This is a genomic window from Pantoea sp. S-LA4, assembly GCF_054482835.1.
The window spans coordinates 1,235,615-1,249,968 of sequence record NZ_JBTLRC010000002.1 but is presented as its reverse complement, the minus strand read 5'-3'; the positions used below and the strand labels follow the sequence as shown (position 1 = coordinate 1,249,968).

The following is a 14,354-nucleotide window of genomic DNA, read 5'->3' as shown; positions in this document are numbered from 1 at the left end:
CCTTAGCGAATATTGATCAATGCATCAAAGATGGTGCTGGCAGTCTGCAGTACCTGCGCATTTGCCATGTAATATTGCTGATATTTTGTCAGGTTGGCGTACTCTTCATCGAGGTTAACCCCGGAGACCGATTGCTGCCGTTCGGTGAGCTGACTGACCACGCTTTCCTGCGTGGTGCTGGTGGTTTCCAGCGAGCTGGTTTTGTTGCCGACGGTGCTGACGATACTGGCGTAAGCCTGTGCCAGCGTGGCGTTGCCGCCCACCAGTTTGCTGTCCTGCAGGTTCAGCAGTTTCTGCGCATTACGGTTATCGCTTTCGCCACCTGTTGCACCGGCAGCGGCGATTTGTGATTCGCTGGTGATAGCCACTGACATGTCGTTAATCGCGTTCTGTACCGGCTTCACCAGGAAACTGTCTTTGGCAGCCGGCGCAGGGGTGGAGCCGACGGTCAGCTTCAGACCGTCAAAACTCAGCGTGGTGTCGCCGTTGCTCTCGTTGACCCGGTTAATGGCGACGGAGACGCCGTCAGACGCGCGGGTCGCGGTCCAGTTGCTGCCGTCATAGCTCAGGGTGTAGTTAGAGGCTTTCAGCGCACTGGTGTCGGTCCACTCAGCGGTCACCGAGGCTGCAGTGCTGTTTTTGCTGTTACTCACCACGGTCGGCGTGCCGATATTAAAGAAATCGACGCCCTGATCCCCGTTGCTGTCAAAGCCCTGCTTATGCACGGTGTTAAAGCTGGTGGTAAAGGCAGCGGCCAGCTGGCCGAGCTGGTTCTGCGCCAGATCGAGATCCTGCGAGCGGAACGCCAGCAGGCCACCGAGCGAACCGGTGGTAATCAGTTTTTCCGGGATCTCAACATTACCGGCCTGTTTGTCCACATAACCAATGGTGGTGCGGGTCGGATCGCTGCTGGACGTCATGGCCACCAGCTGGTTTGATTTGGTGCCGTTGACCAGCGTCAGGCCGTTCGCCATTGAAACGCTATAGCTTCCATCCTGCTCCGACACGGTCACGCCGACCACATTGTTCAGGTCGCTGACCAGCTGATCGCGCTTGTCCAGCAGGTCATTCGGTGCGGTACCGGTGCCGGTCGTCAGTCTGGCGATCTGCTTGTTCAGATCCGCAATCTGCGTGGTGTAGGTATTGACCTTATCCACGCTGGAGCCAATGTCGCTGTTAACGCTGTTCTGCATGCTGGTCAGATACTGCGAAGTAGTCTGGAACTGGCTGACCAGCCCCTGGGCGTTGCTCAGCATTGACTGGCGCGCCGACGGATCGTTGGCGTTACTGACCACGTTCTGCAGGTTGGTAAAGAAGCTCTGAATCGAGGTCGACAGACTGGTGGTCGAGGTCGATAACAGATCGTCGATGTTAGAAATCTGGCTGTACTGGGTGCTTACCGCACTGTAGTTCGCGCTGGAGCCGCGCAGCTGGGCGGCGATAAACGCATCATATTCACGCTGAACGCCGGTCACGTTAACCCCGTTGCCATAGTAGCTGTTGCCCTGCAGGGTGCTGTTAGCCTGGGCAAGGATAGTGGTCTGGCGTGAATAGCCCGCCACGGTGTAGTTGGTAATGTTGTTGCTGGTGGTGCTCAGGGCGGCCTGCGCGGCACTCAATCCGCTCATCGCGGAGTTAATTATGCTGGACATCTCGGTTCCTTACATTCCCCGTCAACCGGGCTGGCAGTCATCAAAGTGGGCGCCAGCAGGCGAAAACGCATCTGGCTTATGATGGTGTTATCGGCGTGCTTAAGTGAAACTTGAGGCTAAATGATCAGAACAGGTCACCTAAATCCTGGCTGTAGGCTTTAACGACTTTTTCGCCCATGTTCTTGAATTGCTGAATCATTCCCACCAGCTTCTGTGCATATTTGGGATCGGTGGCGTAACCCGCCGCCTGCAGTGCCTGCGCGCCCTGCTCGGCGCTTGACGCGTTAGCCACGGCGGCATAGCGGGGATTATTGGTAATCAGTTTGACGTAATCCGTCAGCGCTTCGAAATAGGAGTTGTAAACCCGGAAGCTGGCGCGCACTTTCTTCGCTTCGCCCTGCTCATATTCGGTGGTCATGATGTCGGTGGTTTCGCCTTTCCAGTCACCGCTGGCTTTAATGCCGAATACGTTGTAGCTCGGCTTGCCATCGCGGGTCAGGATCTGGCGCTGGCCCCAGCCCGACTCCAGCGCCGCCTGCGCCAGAATCAGATGGTGCGGAATACCGCTCTGCTGACTGGCGGCCTGCGCCGGTTGTGTCAGCTGCGCAATAAACTCGCGGCTGTCGGTTGGCAGGCCGGTCGGTGACGAGACCGGAAGACGCGGCATGGCTTTGCGCACCATCTGCTCCAGCTGCTGCGCCGGTTGTTGCACCGCGCCGACGGTGCTGAGAATAAAGCTGTTATCCAGCTTCATCGGCACCGTGCCAGCTTTCTCATCCGGTGCGGTGGCGGGCTGCATCTGCTTAACGATGGTTTCCGCCAGTCCGAGGCCGCGTTTGCCCATCTCCTGCGCAATCTGCTGATCGTACATTGAGGTAAAAAGTTTGGTTTGTTCGTTGCTCATCATTCCATCCTGCGGCAACGCCTCACGCATGCTTTTCAGCATCATCTGTACAAACATCCCTTCGACCTGACGGGCGACCTGCAGCGCTTTCCCTTTCGGATCGCCGCTGGCCTGGTGTTTCAGTTCGTTCAGTGAGCGGCTGTCGTAAGCCGCACTCATCAGAGATTGCGTATCCGTCATCAGATAATTTCCAGTTTGGCGCGCAGACAACCGGCGCTCTGCATCGATTGCAGAATCGACATCAGCTCAATAGGCGATGCGCCCAGCGCGTTCAGCGCACGCACCACGTTGTTCAGGTTGGCACTGGCATTAACACGCTGCAGCGCGCCACCGGTCTGACGCAGATCGATCTGGGTCTGGGTGGTCGCTACCGTCTGACCACCGGCCAGCGGCGTATCTGGCTGACTGACGTTCTGCTGCTGATTGACGGTCACCGACAGGTTACCCTGCGCCACCGCACACTGATTCAGCGTCACTTCGCGGTTCATCACCACCGAACCGGTACGGGAGTTGATGATCACTTTCGCATCCTCAACCGGTATCGAAACGTTGATGTTCTGGATATCCGCCAGCAGACGCACCTGGGCACCGTTATTCGGTGAGACGCGGATCTGAACGGTTCGGGCATCCAGCGGCTGGGCGGCACCGTAACCGCCACGCGCGTTAATCGCATCGGCAATCCGCTGCGCCATTGAGAAGTCTTCGCTGTTCAGCTGCAGGTTGATGGTGTTCTGCGAGCCAAAGTTGCTTTGCAGTTCCCGCTCAACCGTTGCCCCGCCGGTAATCCGGCCGCCGTTCAGCTGGTTAACCTGCACGCTGCTGCCGCCTGCCGACGCGCCCGCACCGCCGACCAGGATGTTACCCTGCGCCAGTGCATAAACCTGGTTATCGACCCCTTTCATCGGGGTCATCAGCAGCGTACCGCCGCGCAGGCTTTTGGCGTTACCCAGTGACGACACCACCACGTCCAGCGTCTGTCCCTGACGGGCAAACGCCGGCAGTTTGGCGGTCACCATCACTGCCGCCACGTTTTTCAGCTGCATGTTAGTGCCGGTCGGCACGGTAATGCCGAGCTGTGACAGCATGTTGCTCACCGTCTGGGTGGTGAACGGCGTCTGGGTGGTCTGGTCACCGGTTCCGTCCAGCCCGACCACCAGGCCATAGCCAAGCAGCTGGTTTTCACGCACGCCCTGTACGGTGGTCAGATCGCGAATTAAATCGGCCTTTGCCAGCAGGCTGACGCCCAGCAGCAGCGCCACTCCGATTCGCAACAGCGTTAACTTTTTCATTGAAACCTCTTACATCGGCGAGATGTTCAGGAAGAAACGCTGCAACCAACCCATGGTCTGCGCCTCATTGATATAACCGTTTCCGACGTACTCAATACGTGCATCGGCGACGGCGGTAGATAACACGGCGTTGCTGGCGCTGATGGTGCGTGGGTTAACCACGCCCGAGAAGCGAATGAACTCCGTGCCCTGATTAATGGCGATCTGTTTCTCGCCCACCACGTGCAGGTTGCCGTTCGACAACACCTGATCCACGGTGACGGTAATGGTGCCGGTAAAGGTGTTGTTGGCGGAGGCGCCGCCTTTACCTGCGAAATCATTTTTGCCTTCGGCGCCAAAGTTGGCTTTCTCGCCACCGGCACCCACCAGTCCTGCCAGCCCGGTCGGAACCGCGCTTAAACCGAAGCTGTTGCTGCCATCGCGGCTGGCATTCGCCGAGGAGCTTTTGCTGGCACTGACGTTTTCCTGCAGCGTAATCGTCAGAGTGTCGCCAATGTTGCGTGGGCGGCGATCTTCAAACAGCGGCTGATAGCCGTAGTTGAGCGGCGCAACGCCCTGGAAAATTGAGCCGTTTACCACCGGTGGCGCGGACGGCATCGGCTGCGCCGTGGTCGCCCCTTCTACCAGCGGTGTACGCGGTACCAGTGCACAACCGTTAAGGGTTAGCAGCAACGAGGCGACTAACCAATGTCCAGGCTTGAGAATCTGTTGCTTCGCCACGGAGTCACGACCTTATCAATATCTGTTCTTCAGGCCAGCCGGAGCTGGCCCTGCTGTGGATTAAATCTGAGTCAGTTTCGCCAGCATCTGATCGGAGGTGCTGATCGCTTTGCTGTTGATTTCATAGGCGCGCTGGGTCTGGATCATGCTGACCAGCTCTTCCGCCACGTTGACGTTCGACGTTTCGGTATAGCCCTGGTAGAGCAGACCCGCGCCATTCTGGCCAGGGGTGCTGTCGGTGGGTGCGCCCGATGCCTGCGTTTCCTGATAGAGGTTTTCACCCACGCTATCGAGACCGGCATCGTTCATAAAGGTGCTCAGGGTTAACTGGCCGACCTGGGTCGCCTGGGTCTGTCCCTGCTGCGTCACGCTCACTACCCCGTCACGCGCCACGGTGATGCTGGTGGCGTTGGCCGGAATGGTGATGCCTGGCTGCACCGGGAAACCGGAGTTGGTCACCAGCTGGCCGTTCTGATCGACCTGGAAAGCGCCGTCACGGGTATAAGCCGAGGTGCCATCCGGCATCTGAATCTGGAAATAGCCCTGACCATTAATCGCGATATCTTTCGAGTTGCTGGTCTGCGACAGGTTGCCCTGGGTATGCAGACGTTCAGTGGTCACCGGACGGACACCGGTACCAATCTGCAGGCCAGAAGGCAGCGTCGTCTGTTCTGACGACTGGGTGCCCGGCTGACGCATGGTCTGATACATCAGATCTTCGAACACCGCACGCGAACGTTTAAAGCCGTTGGTGCTGACGTTTGCCAGGTTGTTGGCAATCACGTCCATGTTCATCTGCTGTGCATCAAGACCGGTTTTCGCGATCCATAAAGAACGAATCATGTTGTTATCCTCGCGCCTTAGCTGCTCATGTTCAGCAGCTGGTTGGCTTTTTGTTCGTTTTCATCGACGTTAGTGATGACTTTCATCTGCATCTCAAAACGTCGGGCGTTGGCGATCATGTCGACCATGGTTTCCACCGGTTTCACGTTGCTGCCTTCCAGTACGCCAGGCATCACCTGCATGGTGGGGTCAGCCTGCAACGCCGCACCGCGCGTGGCCTGCGTGGCCGCTGTCGGACGGAACATGCCGTCGTCGCTGCGCTGCACCTCTTTGCCGGTGGCGCGCACCAGCTTGAGCTTACCGAGCTGGACAGTGGCATTCGGCGCATCGCCGGCATTCAGGCCGGTGATGGAACCGTCGGCGGCAATGGTGATTTCCGCTCCCTGCGGGATCACAATCGGACCGCCATCACCCATCACAGGATTGCCCTGAATCGTCAGCGTACCGTTCGGGCTGATTTGCATGTTGCCGTTGCGGGTATAGGCTTCGCTGCCGTCAGCGGTACGCACCGCCAGCCAGCCATCCTGCTGCACCGCCACGTCGAGTGGGCGCTCGGTGTAATCCATGGTGCCCTGACTCATATCGGCGCCCGGCGTTGACGCCGTCACCAGCGTGCGGGTCGGCAGGGACCAGCCATTGACCGGCACCGCACGCAGCGCATTAAGCTGCGCACGGAAGCCTGGCGTTGAGGCGTTGGCGAGGTTGCTGGCGGTAACCGCCTGCTGATCCAGCGTCTGGCTGGCCGCGCCCATCGCGGTATATATCGCGTGATCCATAAAGCAATCCTGTTAGCGAATTAACGTAAGTTAACCAGCGTGTTAAGAATCTGGTCCTGAGTTTTGATGGTCTGCGCGTTCGCCTGATAGTTACGCTGCGCCACGATCATGTTCACCAGCTCTTTACTCATGTCGACGTTAGAGGCTTCCAGCGCGCCGGCAGTCAGTGAGCCGAAGGTGCCGGTGTTCGCCAGACCAATCGCCGCCTGACCTGAAGCGTTAGAGGCAGACCAGACGTTATCGCCCTGTGACTGCAGGCCTTCCGGGTTAGAGAAGCTTGCCAGGACGATCTGACCCAGCAGCTGGGTTTTCTGGTTGGAGTAGGTGCCGGTGATGGTGCCGTCATCGTTGATGGCGTAGCTGGTCAGATCGCCAGGCGCATAACCATCCTGAGTCGGGCTGCCAAAGGTGGTGCTGCCGGTGTTCTGCTGCAGGCTGCCCAGCATGCTCAGGGTGATCGGCTGATTGGCCACCGCGCCGTTAGCGGCGGCAGTCTGGCCTGGTGCCGGTACGTTAAGGGTTAAGCCTACGGTGCCATCGGTGCTGCTGCTGACCACGGCGCCATTGGCGTCCAGCTTGTCCATGCTGGTCAGTTTGCCGCTGGTATCGAATGCCATTTTGAAGTCACCCGCGGAGTAGCCGGTGTTGGCGTCGATAGCGTGCACGGTCCAGCTGTTGCTGGCGGTGTCTTTGACAAAGTACATGTCGAGCGCATGGTCGTTACCCTGCGAGTCGAACACGGTCGCCGTGGTCTTTTTGTTATAGCTGTCGGCGTTGGCGGTCGAGAAAGTCGTGACCGTCGGGGCAGTGTCAGTGGAGTTCAGGTTCGCAACCAGGCCGGTGGTGGTGGTCGCGCGTGCCGGCATCTGCTCGGTCGGAATGCTGATCGCAACCGGGTTTGCGCCCGCCTGGATGGTGGCCGGTGAGCCGCTGGCCGGATAACCGGTCACGTTCAGACCCTGGGTGTTGATCAGGTTACGGTTGGCATCCAGTGTGAACTGACCGTTACGCGAATAGTAAACCGCGCCGCTGGTGTCCGTCATACGGAAGAAACCGTTGCCGCTCAGCGCGACGTCGAGGCCACGGCTGGTGGTGGTGGTCGAACCGTCGTTAAAGTTCTGAATCACCGCAGCAACTTTGGTGCCGAGGCCGACGTTAGAACCGGCAAACATATCGGCAAAGGCGATGGTGCTTGATTTAAAACCCGCTGTCGCGGAGTTGGCGATGTTGTTACCGATGACATCAAGGTTACTTGAGGCAGCGCCAAGGCCGCTGACCGCTTGGGAAAATGACATGTGTGTGTCTCCTGTCTACAGGTTAATCAGAGAATCTGACGTACTTCGTCAAGGGAAGCGGAGCCCATGGTGCCGAGATCCAGTTTTGTGGTGTCGTTCGCGGTACTTACCCCATTGACGTAGGCGTAGTTAAGCGGTTGTGCCACCAGTTGTGTGCTGCCATTGCTTGCCGCAATCGCAACGCTGTATTTACCGTCTGGCGCGGTGGAGCCGTCGCTCAGTTTGCCGTCCCACGAGAAGGTATGAACGCCAGCGCTGAGTGCGCCGAGGTCAACGGTATCGATCACCGAGCCGTTAGCATCTTTAATCGTGGCGGCGGTTGCGGTTGAGGCCGACGCCAGCTCAACACCAAACGGCGTGGTGGTGCCGCTGCCGACCAGTACCTGCGAGCCGTTGACCATTACGCCATGCCCAATCAGCGTGGAGCTTTGCAGCGACTGGCTGGTGCTGATCTGGCCGGAGATCGATCCCAGCGTGGTGTTCAGTTTTTCAATTCCGCTCAGGGTGTTGATCTGCGCCAGCTGAGTGGTCAGCTGGCTGTTGTCCATCGGATTGGTGGGATCCTGGTTCTGTAACTGGGTCACCAGCATGGTGAGGAACTGATTCTGCAGATCCTGCGCGCTGTTGCCGGTACCACTGGTGCTGGAAGAGCTGAGGACCGTGGGGTCCAGCTTCTCGTTAACGCCTACCGCGATAGCCATAATTTTTCTCCGTTATTGCCCGATCGTCAGGGTTTTCATCATCATCGACTTCACGGTGTTGAGCACTTCGACGTTAGCCTGGTAACTGCGCGACGCTGACATGGTGTTGACGGTCTCAGAGACCACATCCACGTTCGGCATCTTCACGTAGCCTTTGGCATCTGCCATCGGGTTACCTGGGTCATACACCAGTTTTGCCGGGGTCGGATCGTCGACCACCTTCGCCACTTTTACGCCGCCGGTGGCCGCGCCAGGTGCCGCATCGGTCTGAAACACCACCTGTTTAGCGACGTAGGGTTGCCCATCCGGGCCGGTAACGCTGTCGGCGTTGGCCAGGTTACTGGCACTGACGTTTAATCGCTGTGATTGCGCGGTCATCGCTGAGCCGGCAATGTCAAAAATGTTCAGCAAGGCCATAATTATTGCCCTTGTAACACGCTCATCATGCCTTTGATCTGGCTACTGATAAGAGTGAGGTCGGTTTGATATTTCAGGCTGTTATCCGCGAACTGGGTACGTTCACGGTCCATATCTACTGTGTTGCCGTCGGCGGCAGGCTGATCGGGAATGCGATAGAGCATATCCATCGACGGTGCCGAGTTGGTCTGTGCTTCAATGTGGCGAGCTGACGTGACTTTTAACGCCATGCTGCTGCCTTCCGCACGACCATTGGCCATCACCCGACTCAGCTCGCTGGCAAAGTCGATATCCCGGGCCTGATAACCAGGGGTATCGGCGTTGGCAATGTTTGACGCCAGGATCTCCTGACGTTGAGCACGCAGGTTGAGGGCTTCCGTACCAAATTTCAGCGCCGCATCCAGTTTGTCGAGCATGGTTCCTCCGCAAATGAGAATTTCGAGCTGGCAGCTTAATTTGGAAAAGCAAGAGGTGATCGTCTGAATAAGGCCAAAAACCCATGCTATTTTGACTCTTGAATAATTTTTGCTGCGCGTAGACTCGTTGCCATCATCAGTGAGGAAAAGCACATGCGTGGATATCAAACCCTGCTGGCCAGCCTGCTGGTCCTGATCGCCCTGCCGGTGACGGCCGGGGATTTCAGTGCGCAACTGGAACAATTTTTTAAAGCCCGTGATGCGCAGCATGCCGCAGGCATGAAGGTGGTGGTCCGGACGCCGCAGGCCCAGTGGCCCGACTGCGACACGCCAGCATTTACGCTGCCAGGCAATAGCCGCCTGTGGGGCAATATGAGCGTGGCGGCAAACTGCGGTGAGAACCGCCGCTACATTCAGGTCCAGGTGCAGGTCACCGGGTCTTACCTGGTGGCTAACCGGCTGTTAACGCGGGGCAGCAGCGTCAGCACGGCTGATTTCAGCCTGCAGACCGGCCGGCTGGACGTTCTGCCAGCGCGTTCGCTGCTCAACGATGAGGCGGTAGCGGATGCGGTGGTACTGCGCGATATCCAGCCAGGCCAGCCGATTAACCCGTCGATGCTGCGTCAGCCGTGGCGGGTCAAGGCGGGTCAGAATGTGATGGTGATTGCCAGTGGCGACGGATTTGACGCCAGCGGTGAGGGTAAGGCGCTGAACAATGCCACCCAGTCACAATGGGTACGGGTACGGATGGGAAACGGGCAGATCGTTAGCGGTCGGGTGCGGGATGATGGGAATATTCTTATAACACTATAAAGCGTTAAAGAAGCCAGTTGTTCTGCCGATAGAAGAATCAACTAAGCAATTACGCTATTCTGATTCAGGTGGCAGACTCCCCTGACCGTACAGGAGCTTGAATATGAGCATCGACAGAACGCAACCGCTGAAACCCGCCAGCACCGTACAGAGCCGCGATACCAGCGAGCCCGCCACGCCTAAAGTGCGTCAAAGCACCACGCCGGCGGCCAGCACCACACCCGCCGCCGCGCAGGTCAGCCTGAGCAGCGCTCAGTCACAGCTGATGCAGCCGGGCAGCCAGGACATTAACGTCCAGCGGGTTGAACAACTGAAAACCGCCATTCGTAATGGCGAACTGAAAATGGATACCGGCAAGATCGCCGACGCGCTGATTGCCGACACTAAGGCGTATTTAGAGGGTAACTAGTCCCCATGAGTAACTTGCTGACCACATTAGATAAGATGCAGGATGTGCTGGCATCGCTGTCGACCCTGCTGGACGAAGAACAGCAGCAGCTGTCGGCCGGAAACATTAACAGCAACCTGTTGCAGCGCATTACCGAAGATAAAGGCGCGCTGCTCAGTACGCTGAACTATCTGGATGAGATGCGCCGGACTGCCGAGCAAAGTCTGGCAACCCAGGCACCTTATCGTGGTCAGAACGAGATGGCGAGCCGCTGGCAGCGCATTGAGCAGCATACCCGTCGCCTGCAGGATGCCAACGTGCATAATGGCATGTTGCTGCAACATCAGATTCGTTTTACCCAGGATGCCCTGCAGGTGCTGAAACCGCACCAGACTCAGGCTTTCTATGGCCCGGATGGGATGGGTAAAGGTCAGGCGACGCTCAGCCGCAAAGCCTGACGGCTGACTGAGCAAAAAATCCTGCCAGTTGCCTGATGCTCGTCAGTTAAGGTTACCTTTGCAAAGGCTGTCACGATTAAACGTGGCAGCTTTTTTTTTGGGCGCGATCGTGCCGCAGTGCGGGCCTGATCACCTCTGCTCTTGTGCCCTTTTTAACAGCACGCACTGAAGTTTCAGAGCAGGCTGGGGCCGATCAGGGGCAGGCAATCCGCAGCGCTGAACGGAATGAGTCTGCCAGGAGAGCCCGCAGGACGCGGGCGAAAGGCGGGGCGGCACAGGATGTGCCATCCCCGGCGGTCCGTCAGGCAGAGGAATGACGTGAAGGAACCGCGCAGCGGCGCGAGGACCGCCAGCCCCTGAGCGGCACCAGACTGCGTTCTCACCCGTCGCTTAACTGATCAGCATTACGCCAGGTGCGGGATTTTTCGCATCCGGACTATATATCCGGACGTTGCTGTTACACCGCAGTGCGTCGCGCATAGTCGCGCAAGCGGAAGCCCAGCAGCCCGAGCGTCAGGAAGTACGCCCCACCGCCGACCGCACAGACCGCCGCCAGACGCAGCAGCCGCCACAGCATCACGCCCTGTTCCCACGCCGGCATCCATTGCAGCATCGCAAACAGCGCCGCCGCCATCGCCAGTACCGCAATCACCAGACGGATCAGAAAACTGGCCCAGCCGGGCTGCGGCATAAAGATCTGCTTTTTGCGCAGTTGCCAGTAGAGCAGCGCCGCGTTGAGACAGGCAGCCAGGCCAATCGACAGTGACAGGCCCGCGTGCTTCAGCGGACCGATAAATGCCAGGTTCATCAGTTGCGTCATAATCAGGGTGACTATCGCAATCTTCACCGGGGTTTTGATGTCCTGCCGTGAATAGAAACCCGGTGCCAGCACTTTCACCACAATCAGACCCATCAGTCCGACTGAGTAAGCAATCAGTGCGCGCTGGGTCATCGCCGCATCAAAGGCGGTGAACTTGCCGTACTGAAACAGCGCAATGGTCAGCGGTCCGGAGAGCATCCCCAGCGCCACGGCACTGGGCAGCGCCAGCAAAAAGCAAAGACGCAAACCCCAGTCCATCAGCCGCGAATATTCATCGTGATTGCCGCTGGCAAAGCTTTTCGCCAGCGACGGCAGCAGGATCGTTCCCAGCGCCACGCCGAGTACGCCGGACGGGAACTCCATCAGCCGATCAGCGTAATACATCCACGAGACCGATCCCGAAACCAGAAAAGAGGCGAATATGGTATTGATGATCAGGGAAATCTGGCTGACCGAGACGCCAAGAATCGCCGGCCCCATCTGACGCATCACCCGCCAGACGCCTGCATCGCGCAGGTTCAGCCGTGGCAGTACCAGCATCCCGAGTTTCTTCAGGTGCGGCAGCTGGTAGCCAAGCTGCAGCACGCCGCCTGCCACTACCGCCCATGCCAGCGCCATCACTGGCGGATGAAAATGCGGCGCGGCAAACAGCGCGAAACCAATCATGCTGACGTTAAGCAGCGTCGGCGCAAAGGCCGGGACCGAAAAACGGTTCCAGGTATTCAGCACCGCGCCCGCCAGTGAGGCGAGTGAAATCAGCATGATATAGGGAAAGGTGACGCGCAGCAGCGAACTGGTCAGGGCAAACTTGTCTGCGCTGTCGGCAAAACCCGGCGCAGTGATCATAATCACCCACGGCGCGGCGATCATCCCCGCCACGGTGACCAGCGCCAGTGCCAGCGTCAGCAGGCCAGAGACGTAAGCGAGGAACAGGCGCGTTGCCTCTTCGCCCTGCTTGCTTTTATATTCCGCCAGGATCGGCACAAACGCCTGTGAGAAGGCCCCTTCAGCAAAAATTCGCCGCAGCAGATTAGGGAGTTTAAAAGCGACAAAGAACGCATCGGTCGCCATTCCGGCGCCAAACACCCGCGCCACAATGGCATCACGGGCAAAGCCCAAGACGCGGGAAAACAGGGTCATGGAACTGACCGCTGCCAGCGATTTCAACAAATTCATAATTGACGGCGCATCCTGAAAAGAATCGGCAAAATGAGAGACTTAGCGCGGGCATCCTGATGATGCCCGGCGATAGTCTACTGCCACGGCGGGAAATGACCAGCACGGAGTGTTACAAGGCATTATGACGGCGTTGCGTCACGCCACAGTTTTTCCACCACCCGCTGCGCCATCAGGGCCTGTTCGCCGCTGGTTTCAGGCATCGTCTGATTTTGTACGCACTGGATAAAATGGTGCGCCGCGCCGCTGAAACCGCGCTGCACCAGATGGCTCTGCCAGGCTGGCGGTGGCGCAATCAGCAGGCCGGCTGCCGTTTCCTCCTGCCAGTCACGCATTTCGCTGATATCGATACATTTACTGTCGCACACCGCACTGACCCGCTCGCGCTGACTGCCTGCACGCCGGTGCATACTGGTGGTGACTGGCACGCCGCCCAGGTTGAAATGGTGCTCAGCGTAAAGCATCTCTCCCTGAGGAGTGGTGGTAATCCGCCCCTGAACCTCACTAAACGGCTGACCGCCAAGCCACAGCGCGGTATCCACCACGTGCAGATAGTCATCAAGCAGGGTGAAACGCAGATCGTGCGGCCCGACGCTGTCGCTACGGTGCTTTTCGATGCGCAGTGAGGCGACCCTATTCATCTCCGCCCGGAGTTGCAGATAGCGCGGGGCAAAGCGGCGATTAAAGCCCACCATCAGTTTGCGCTGCTGCTTTTCAGCAAGCTCAACCAGCGCTTCCGCCTGATCGAGCGTTTCCGCCAGCGGCTTATCGACGCAGACATCTTTCCCCGCCAGCAACAGCGCTCTGACCACCTGATAGTGGCTCGCGGTGCTGCTGTGAACAAACACCGCGTCGCAGGCCGCCGCTAAATCGTCGAGCGAGCTGAAACAGCGCATCCGGAAACTGTCGCAAATCGGCTGGGCTTTGGCCTGATTTGGCGAAAACGCCCCGACCAGCGACCAGCTGGACGCGGTTGATAACACGGGCAACCAGGCTTTCTGCGCGATCCCGCCCAGTCCCACCACGCCAATGCGTAACGTCATTTTAGCTCTCCGGTTGCAGCAGTTGAGTAAGTTGCGCCTGCAGTTGCGCTACCTGATGTTCCAGCGCCGCGACGCGGGTCGAAAGGTCGTCCTGATCCGCGCCCGATGTCGGTTCTGGCACCTCAGCGTCATCGCTCAGCAGATGAATAAAACGGTGTTCGCGCTTGCCCGGCTCGCGAGCCAGACGCACCACCCTGGCGCTATCCTCACGCTGCAGCAAGGCGTCGAGCGTCTGCTCCACTTCGCTGACATCGCTGAACTCATGCAGACGTCCGCTACGGGTGCGCAATTCACCCGGCGTCTGTGCGCCGCGCAGCAGCAGCAGAGTCAGCACGGCCACTTCTGCGCTGCTGAGCTTCAGCGCGCCAAAGGCGGAGTTGCAGAAGCGCTGTTCATACTTCATTACCCGCTGGCCCGATCCACTGCTGACGGTCACCAGATGCCGTTTTTCCAGCTGATCGAGCTGATCCTGCACCTCCGTCTCGCTGAGGTTCATCACCGGTTCACGGTTCGATTTCTGATTACAGGCGCTGACCACGCCATTGAGAGAGAGCGGATACTGTTCCGGCGTGGTGACCTGCTTCTCCAGCAGGCAGCCCAGCACACGCAACGCCTGCGCCGACAACGTCAATTTCATTCCCGA

Annotated in this window: 16 protein-coding genes; 3 read left to right on the top strand and 13 right to left on the bottom strand. The window is 58.4% G+C overall.

From position 1 onward, the window contains the following. Positions 1-2: 2 nt before the first annotated feature. The 10 genes from flgK to flgB all read right to left on the bottom strand — a co-directional run bounded on the left by flgK (position 3) and on the right by flgB (position 9,013). A complete protein-coding gene (gene flgK, locus ACX3P5_RS06735; RefSeq protein ID WP_336754997.1) occupies positions 3-1,652 on the bottom strand; it encodes a flagellar hook-associated protein FlgK in 1,650 nt (549 codons plus the stop codon). A gap of 124 nt (positions 1,653-1,776) precedes the next feature. Further along, positions 1,777-2,736 (bottom strand): flagellar assembly peptidoglycan hydrolase FlgJ, encoded by a 960-nt coding sequence (gene flgJ, locus ACX3P5_RS06730; RefSeq protein WP_233984636.1) that lies wholly within the window; start codon positions 2,734-2,736, stop codon positions 1,777-1,779. After that, positions 2,736-3,845: a flagellar basal body P-ring protein FlgI gene (locus ACX3P5_RS06725; RefSeq protein ID WP_233984637.1), complete on the bottom strand. Its 1,110-nt coding sequence runs from the start codon at positions 3,843-3,845 to the stop codon at positions 2,736-2,738. Before ACX3P5_RS06725 ends, flgJ begins: the two co-directional genes overlap by 1 nt. Positions 3,846-3,854: 9 nt before the next feature. Further along, positions 3,855-4,565 (bottom strand): flagellar basal body L-ring protein FlgH, encoded by a 711-nt coding sequence (locus ACX3P5_RS06720; protein WP_031376561.1) that lies wholly within the window; start codon positions 4,563-4,565, stop codon positions 3,855-3,857. Positions 4,566-4,625: 60 nt separating this feature from the next. Then, on the bottom strand, positions 4,626-5,408 hold the full coding sequence (gene flgG / locus ACX3P5_RS06715; RefSeq protein WP_233984638.1) for a flagellar basal-body rod protein FlgG: 783 nt from the start codon (positions 5,406-5,408) through the stop codon (positions 4,626-4,628). A gap of 17 nt (positions 5,409-5,425) precedes the next feature. Then, positions 5,426-6,184 carry a flagellar basal body rod protein FlgF gene (locus tag ACX3P5_RS06710; protein WP_458968444.1) on the bottom strand — a complete coding sequence of 253 codons (759 nt, stop codon included), beginning with the start codon at positions 6,182-6,184 and terminating at the stop codon, positions 5,426-5,428. A 20-nt stretch (positions 6,185-6,204) separates the two neighbouring features. Further along, a complete protein-coding gene (gene flgE / locus ACX3P5_RS06705; protein ID WP_233984640.1) occupies positions 6,205-7,479 on the bottom strand; it encodes a flagellar hook protein FlgE in 1,275 nt (424 codons plus the stop codon). A 26-nt stretch (positions 7,480-7,505) separates the two neighbouring features. Further along, the gene (gene flgD / locus ACX3P5_RS06700; RefSeq protein WP_233984641.1) at positions 7,506-8,180 is read right to left on the bottom strand and encodes a flagellar hook assembly protein FlgD; all 675 of its coding nucleotides are present in this window, start codon (positions 8,178-8,180) and stop codon (positions 7,506-7,508) included. 12 nt (positions 8,181-8,192) lie between these two features. Continuing rightward, positions 8,193-8,597, bottom strand: a complete 405-nt coding sequence (gene flgC / locus ACX3P5_RS06695) for a flagellar basal body rod protein FlgC (protein ID WP_031376557.1) — start codon at positions 8,595-8,597, stop codon at positions 8,193-8,195. 2 nt (positions 8,598-8,599) lie between these two features. Beyond that, on the bottom strand, positions 8,600-9,013 hold the full coding sequence (gene flgB, locus ACX3P5_RS06690; RefSeq protein ID WP_031376556.1) for a flagellar basal body rod protein FlgB: 414 nt from the start codon (positions 9,011-9,013) through the stop codon (positions 8,600-8,602). Positions 9,014-9,166: 153 nt separating this feature from the next. Between flgB and flgA the strand changes: the two genes are divergently transcribed. The 3 genes from flgA (at position 9,167) to flgN (ending at position 10,672) form a co-directional block, all read left to right on the top strand. Then, positions 9,167-9,826 (top strand): flagellar basal body P-ring formation chaperone FlgA, encoded by a 660-nt coding sequence (gene flgA / locus ACX3P5_RS06685; RefSeq protein WP_094120373.1) that lies wholly within the window; start codon positions 9,167-9,169, stop codon positions 9,824-9,826. A 103-nt stretch (positions 9,827-9,929) separates the two neighbouring features. Next, the gene (flgM, locus tag ACX3P5_RS06680; RefSeq protein WP_094120372.1) at positions 9,930-10,235 is read left to right on the top strand and encodes a flagellar biosynthesis anti-sigma factor FlgM; all 306 of its coding nucleotides are present in this window, start codon (positions 9,930-9,932) and stop codon (positions 10,233-10,235) included. Positions 10,236-10,240: 5 nt separating this feature from the next. After that, positions 10,241-10,672: a flagellar export chaperone FlgN gene (gene flgN / locus ACX3P5_RS06675; protein ID WP_233984642.1), complete on the top strand. Its 432-nt coding sequence runs from the start codon at positions 10,241-10,243 to the stop codon at positions 10,670-10,672. A 457-nt stretch (positions 10,673-11,129) separates the two neighbouring features. Here the strand turns inward: flgN and murJ are convergent, their stop codons facing one another. The 3 genes from murJ to ACX3P5_RS06660 form a co-directional block, all read right to left on the bottom strand. Further along, complete coding sequence (gene murJ / locus ACX3P5_RS06670; protein ID WP_233984643.1) at positions 11,130-12,668, bottom strand: murein biosynthesis integral membrane protein MurJ; 1,539 nt, start codon at positions 12,666-12,668, stop codon at positions 11,130-11,132. Positions 12,669-12,790: 122 nt separating this feature from the next. Next, a complete protein-coding gene (locus tag ACX3P5_RS06665) occupies positions 12,791-13,711 on the bottom strand; it encodes a Gfo/Idh/MocA family protein (RefSeq protein ID WP_233984644.1) in 921 nt (306 codons plus the stop codon). 1 nt (position 13,712) lies between these two features. Further along, positions 13,713-14,348, bottom strand: a complete 636-nt coding sequence (locus ACX3P5_RS06660) for a YceH family protein (protein ID WP_458968443.1) — start codon at positions 14,346-14,348, stop codon at positions 13,713-13,715. Positions 14,349-14,354: the final 6 nt, after the last annotated feature.

Coding starts and splice junctions, on each gene's coding strand:
- murJ (WP_233984643.1), bottom strand. CDS start 12,668: ATGAATTTGTTGAAATCGCTGGCAGCGGTCAGTTCCATGACCCTGTTT.
- flgE (WP_233984640.1), bottom strand. CDS start 7,479: ATGTCATTTTCCCAAGCGGTCAGCGGCCTTGGCGCTGCCTCAAGTAAC.
- flgN (WP_233984642.1), top strand. CDS start 10,241: ATGAGTAACTTGCTGACCACATTAGATAAGATGCAGGATGTGCTGGCA.
- flgM (WP_094120372.1), top strand. CDS start 9,930: ATGAGCATCGACAGAACGCAACCGCTGAAACCCGCCAGCACCGTACAG.
- flgJ (WP_233984636.1), bottom strand. CDS start 2,736: ATGACGGATACGCAATCTCTGATGAGTGCGGCTTACGACAGCCGCTCA.
- ACX3P5_RS06660 (WP_458968443.1), bottom strand. CDS start 14,348: ATGAAATTGACGTTGTCGGCGCAGGCGTTGCGTGTGCTGGGCTGCCTG.
- flgG (WP_233984638.1), bottom strand. CDS start 5,408: ATGATTCGTTCTTTATGGATCGCGAAAACCGGTCTTGATGCACAGCAG.
- flgD (WP_233984641.1), bottom strand. CDS start 8,180: ATGGCTATCGCGGTAGGCGTTAACGAGAAGCTGGACCCCACGGTCCTC.
- flgB (WP_031376556.1), bottom strand. CDS start 9,013: ATGCTCGACAAACTGGATGCGGCGCTGAAATTTGGTACGGAAGCCCTC.
- ACX3P5_RS06665 (WP_233984644.1), bottom strand. CDS start 13,711: ATGACGTTACGCATTGGCGTGGTGGGACTGGGCGGGATCGCGCAGAAA.
- ACX3P5_RS06725 (WP_233984637.1), bottom strand. CDS start 3,845: ATGAAAAAGTTAACGCTGTTGCGAATCGGAGTGGCGCTGCTGCTGGGC.
- flgK (WP_336754997.1), bottom strand. CDS start 1,652: ATGTCCAGCATAATTAACTCCGCGATGAGCGGATTGAGTGCCGCGCAG.
- flgA (WP_094120373.1), top strand. CDS start 9,167: ATGCGTGGATATCAAACCCTGCTGGCCAGCCTGCTGGTCCTGATCGCC.
- ACX3P5_RS06710 (WP_458968444.1), bottom strand. CDS start 6,184: ATGGATCACGCGATATATACCGCGATGGGCGCGGCCAGCCAGACGCTG.
- flgC (WP_031376557.1), bottom strand. CDS start 8,597: ATGGCCTTGCTGAACATTTTTGACATTGCCGGCTCAGCGATGACCGCG.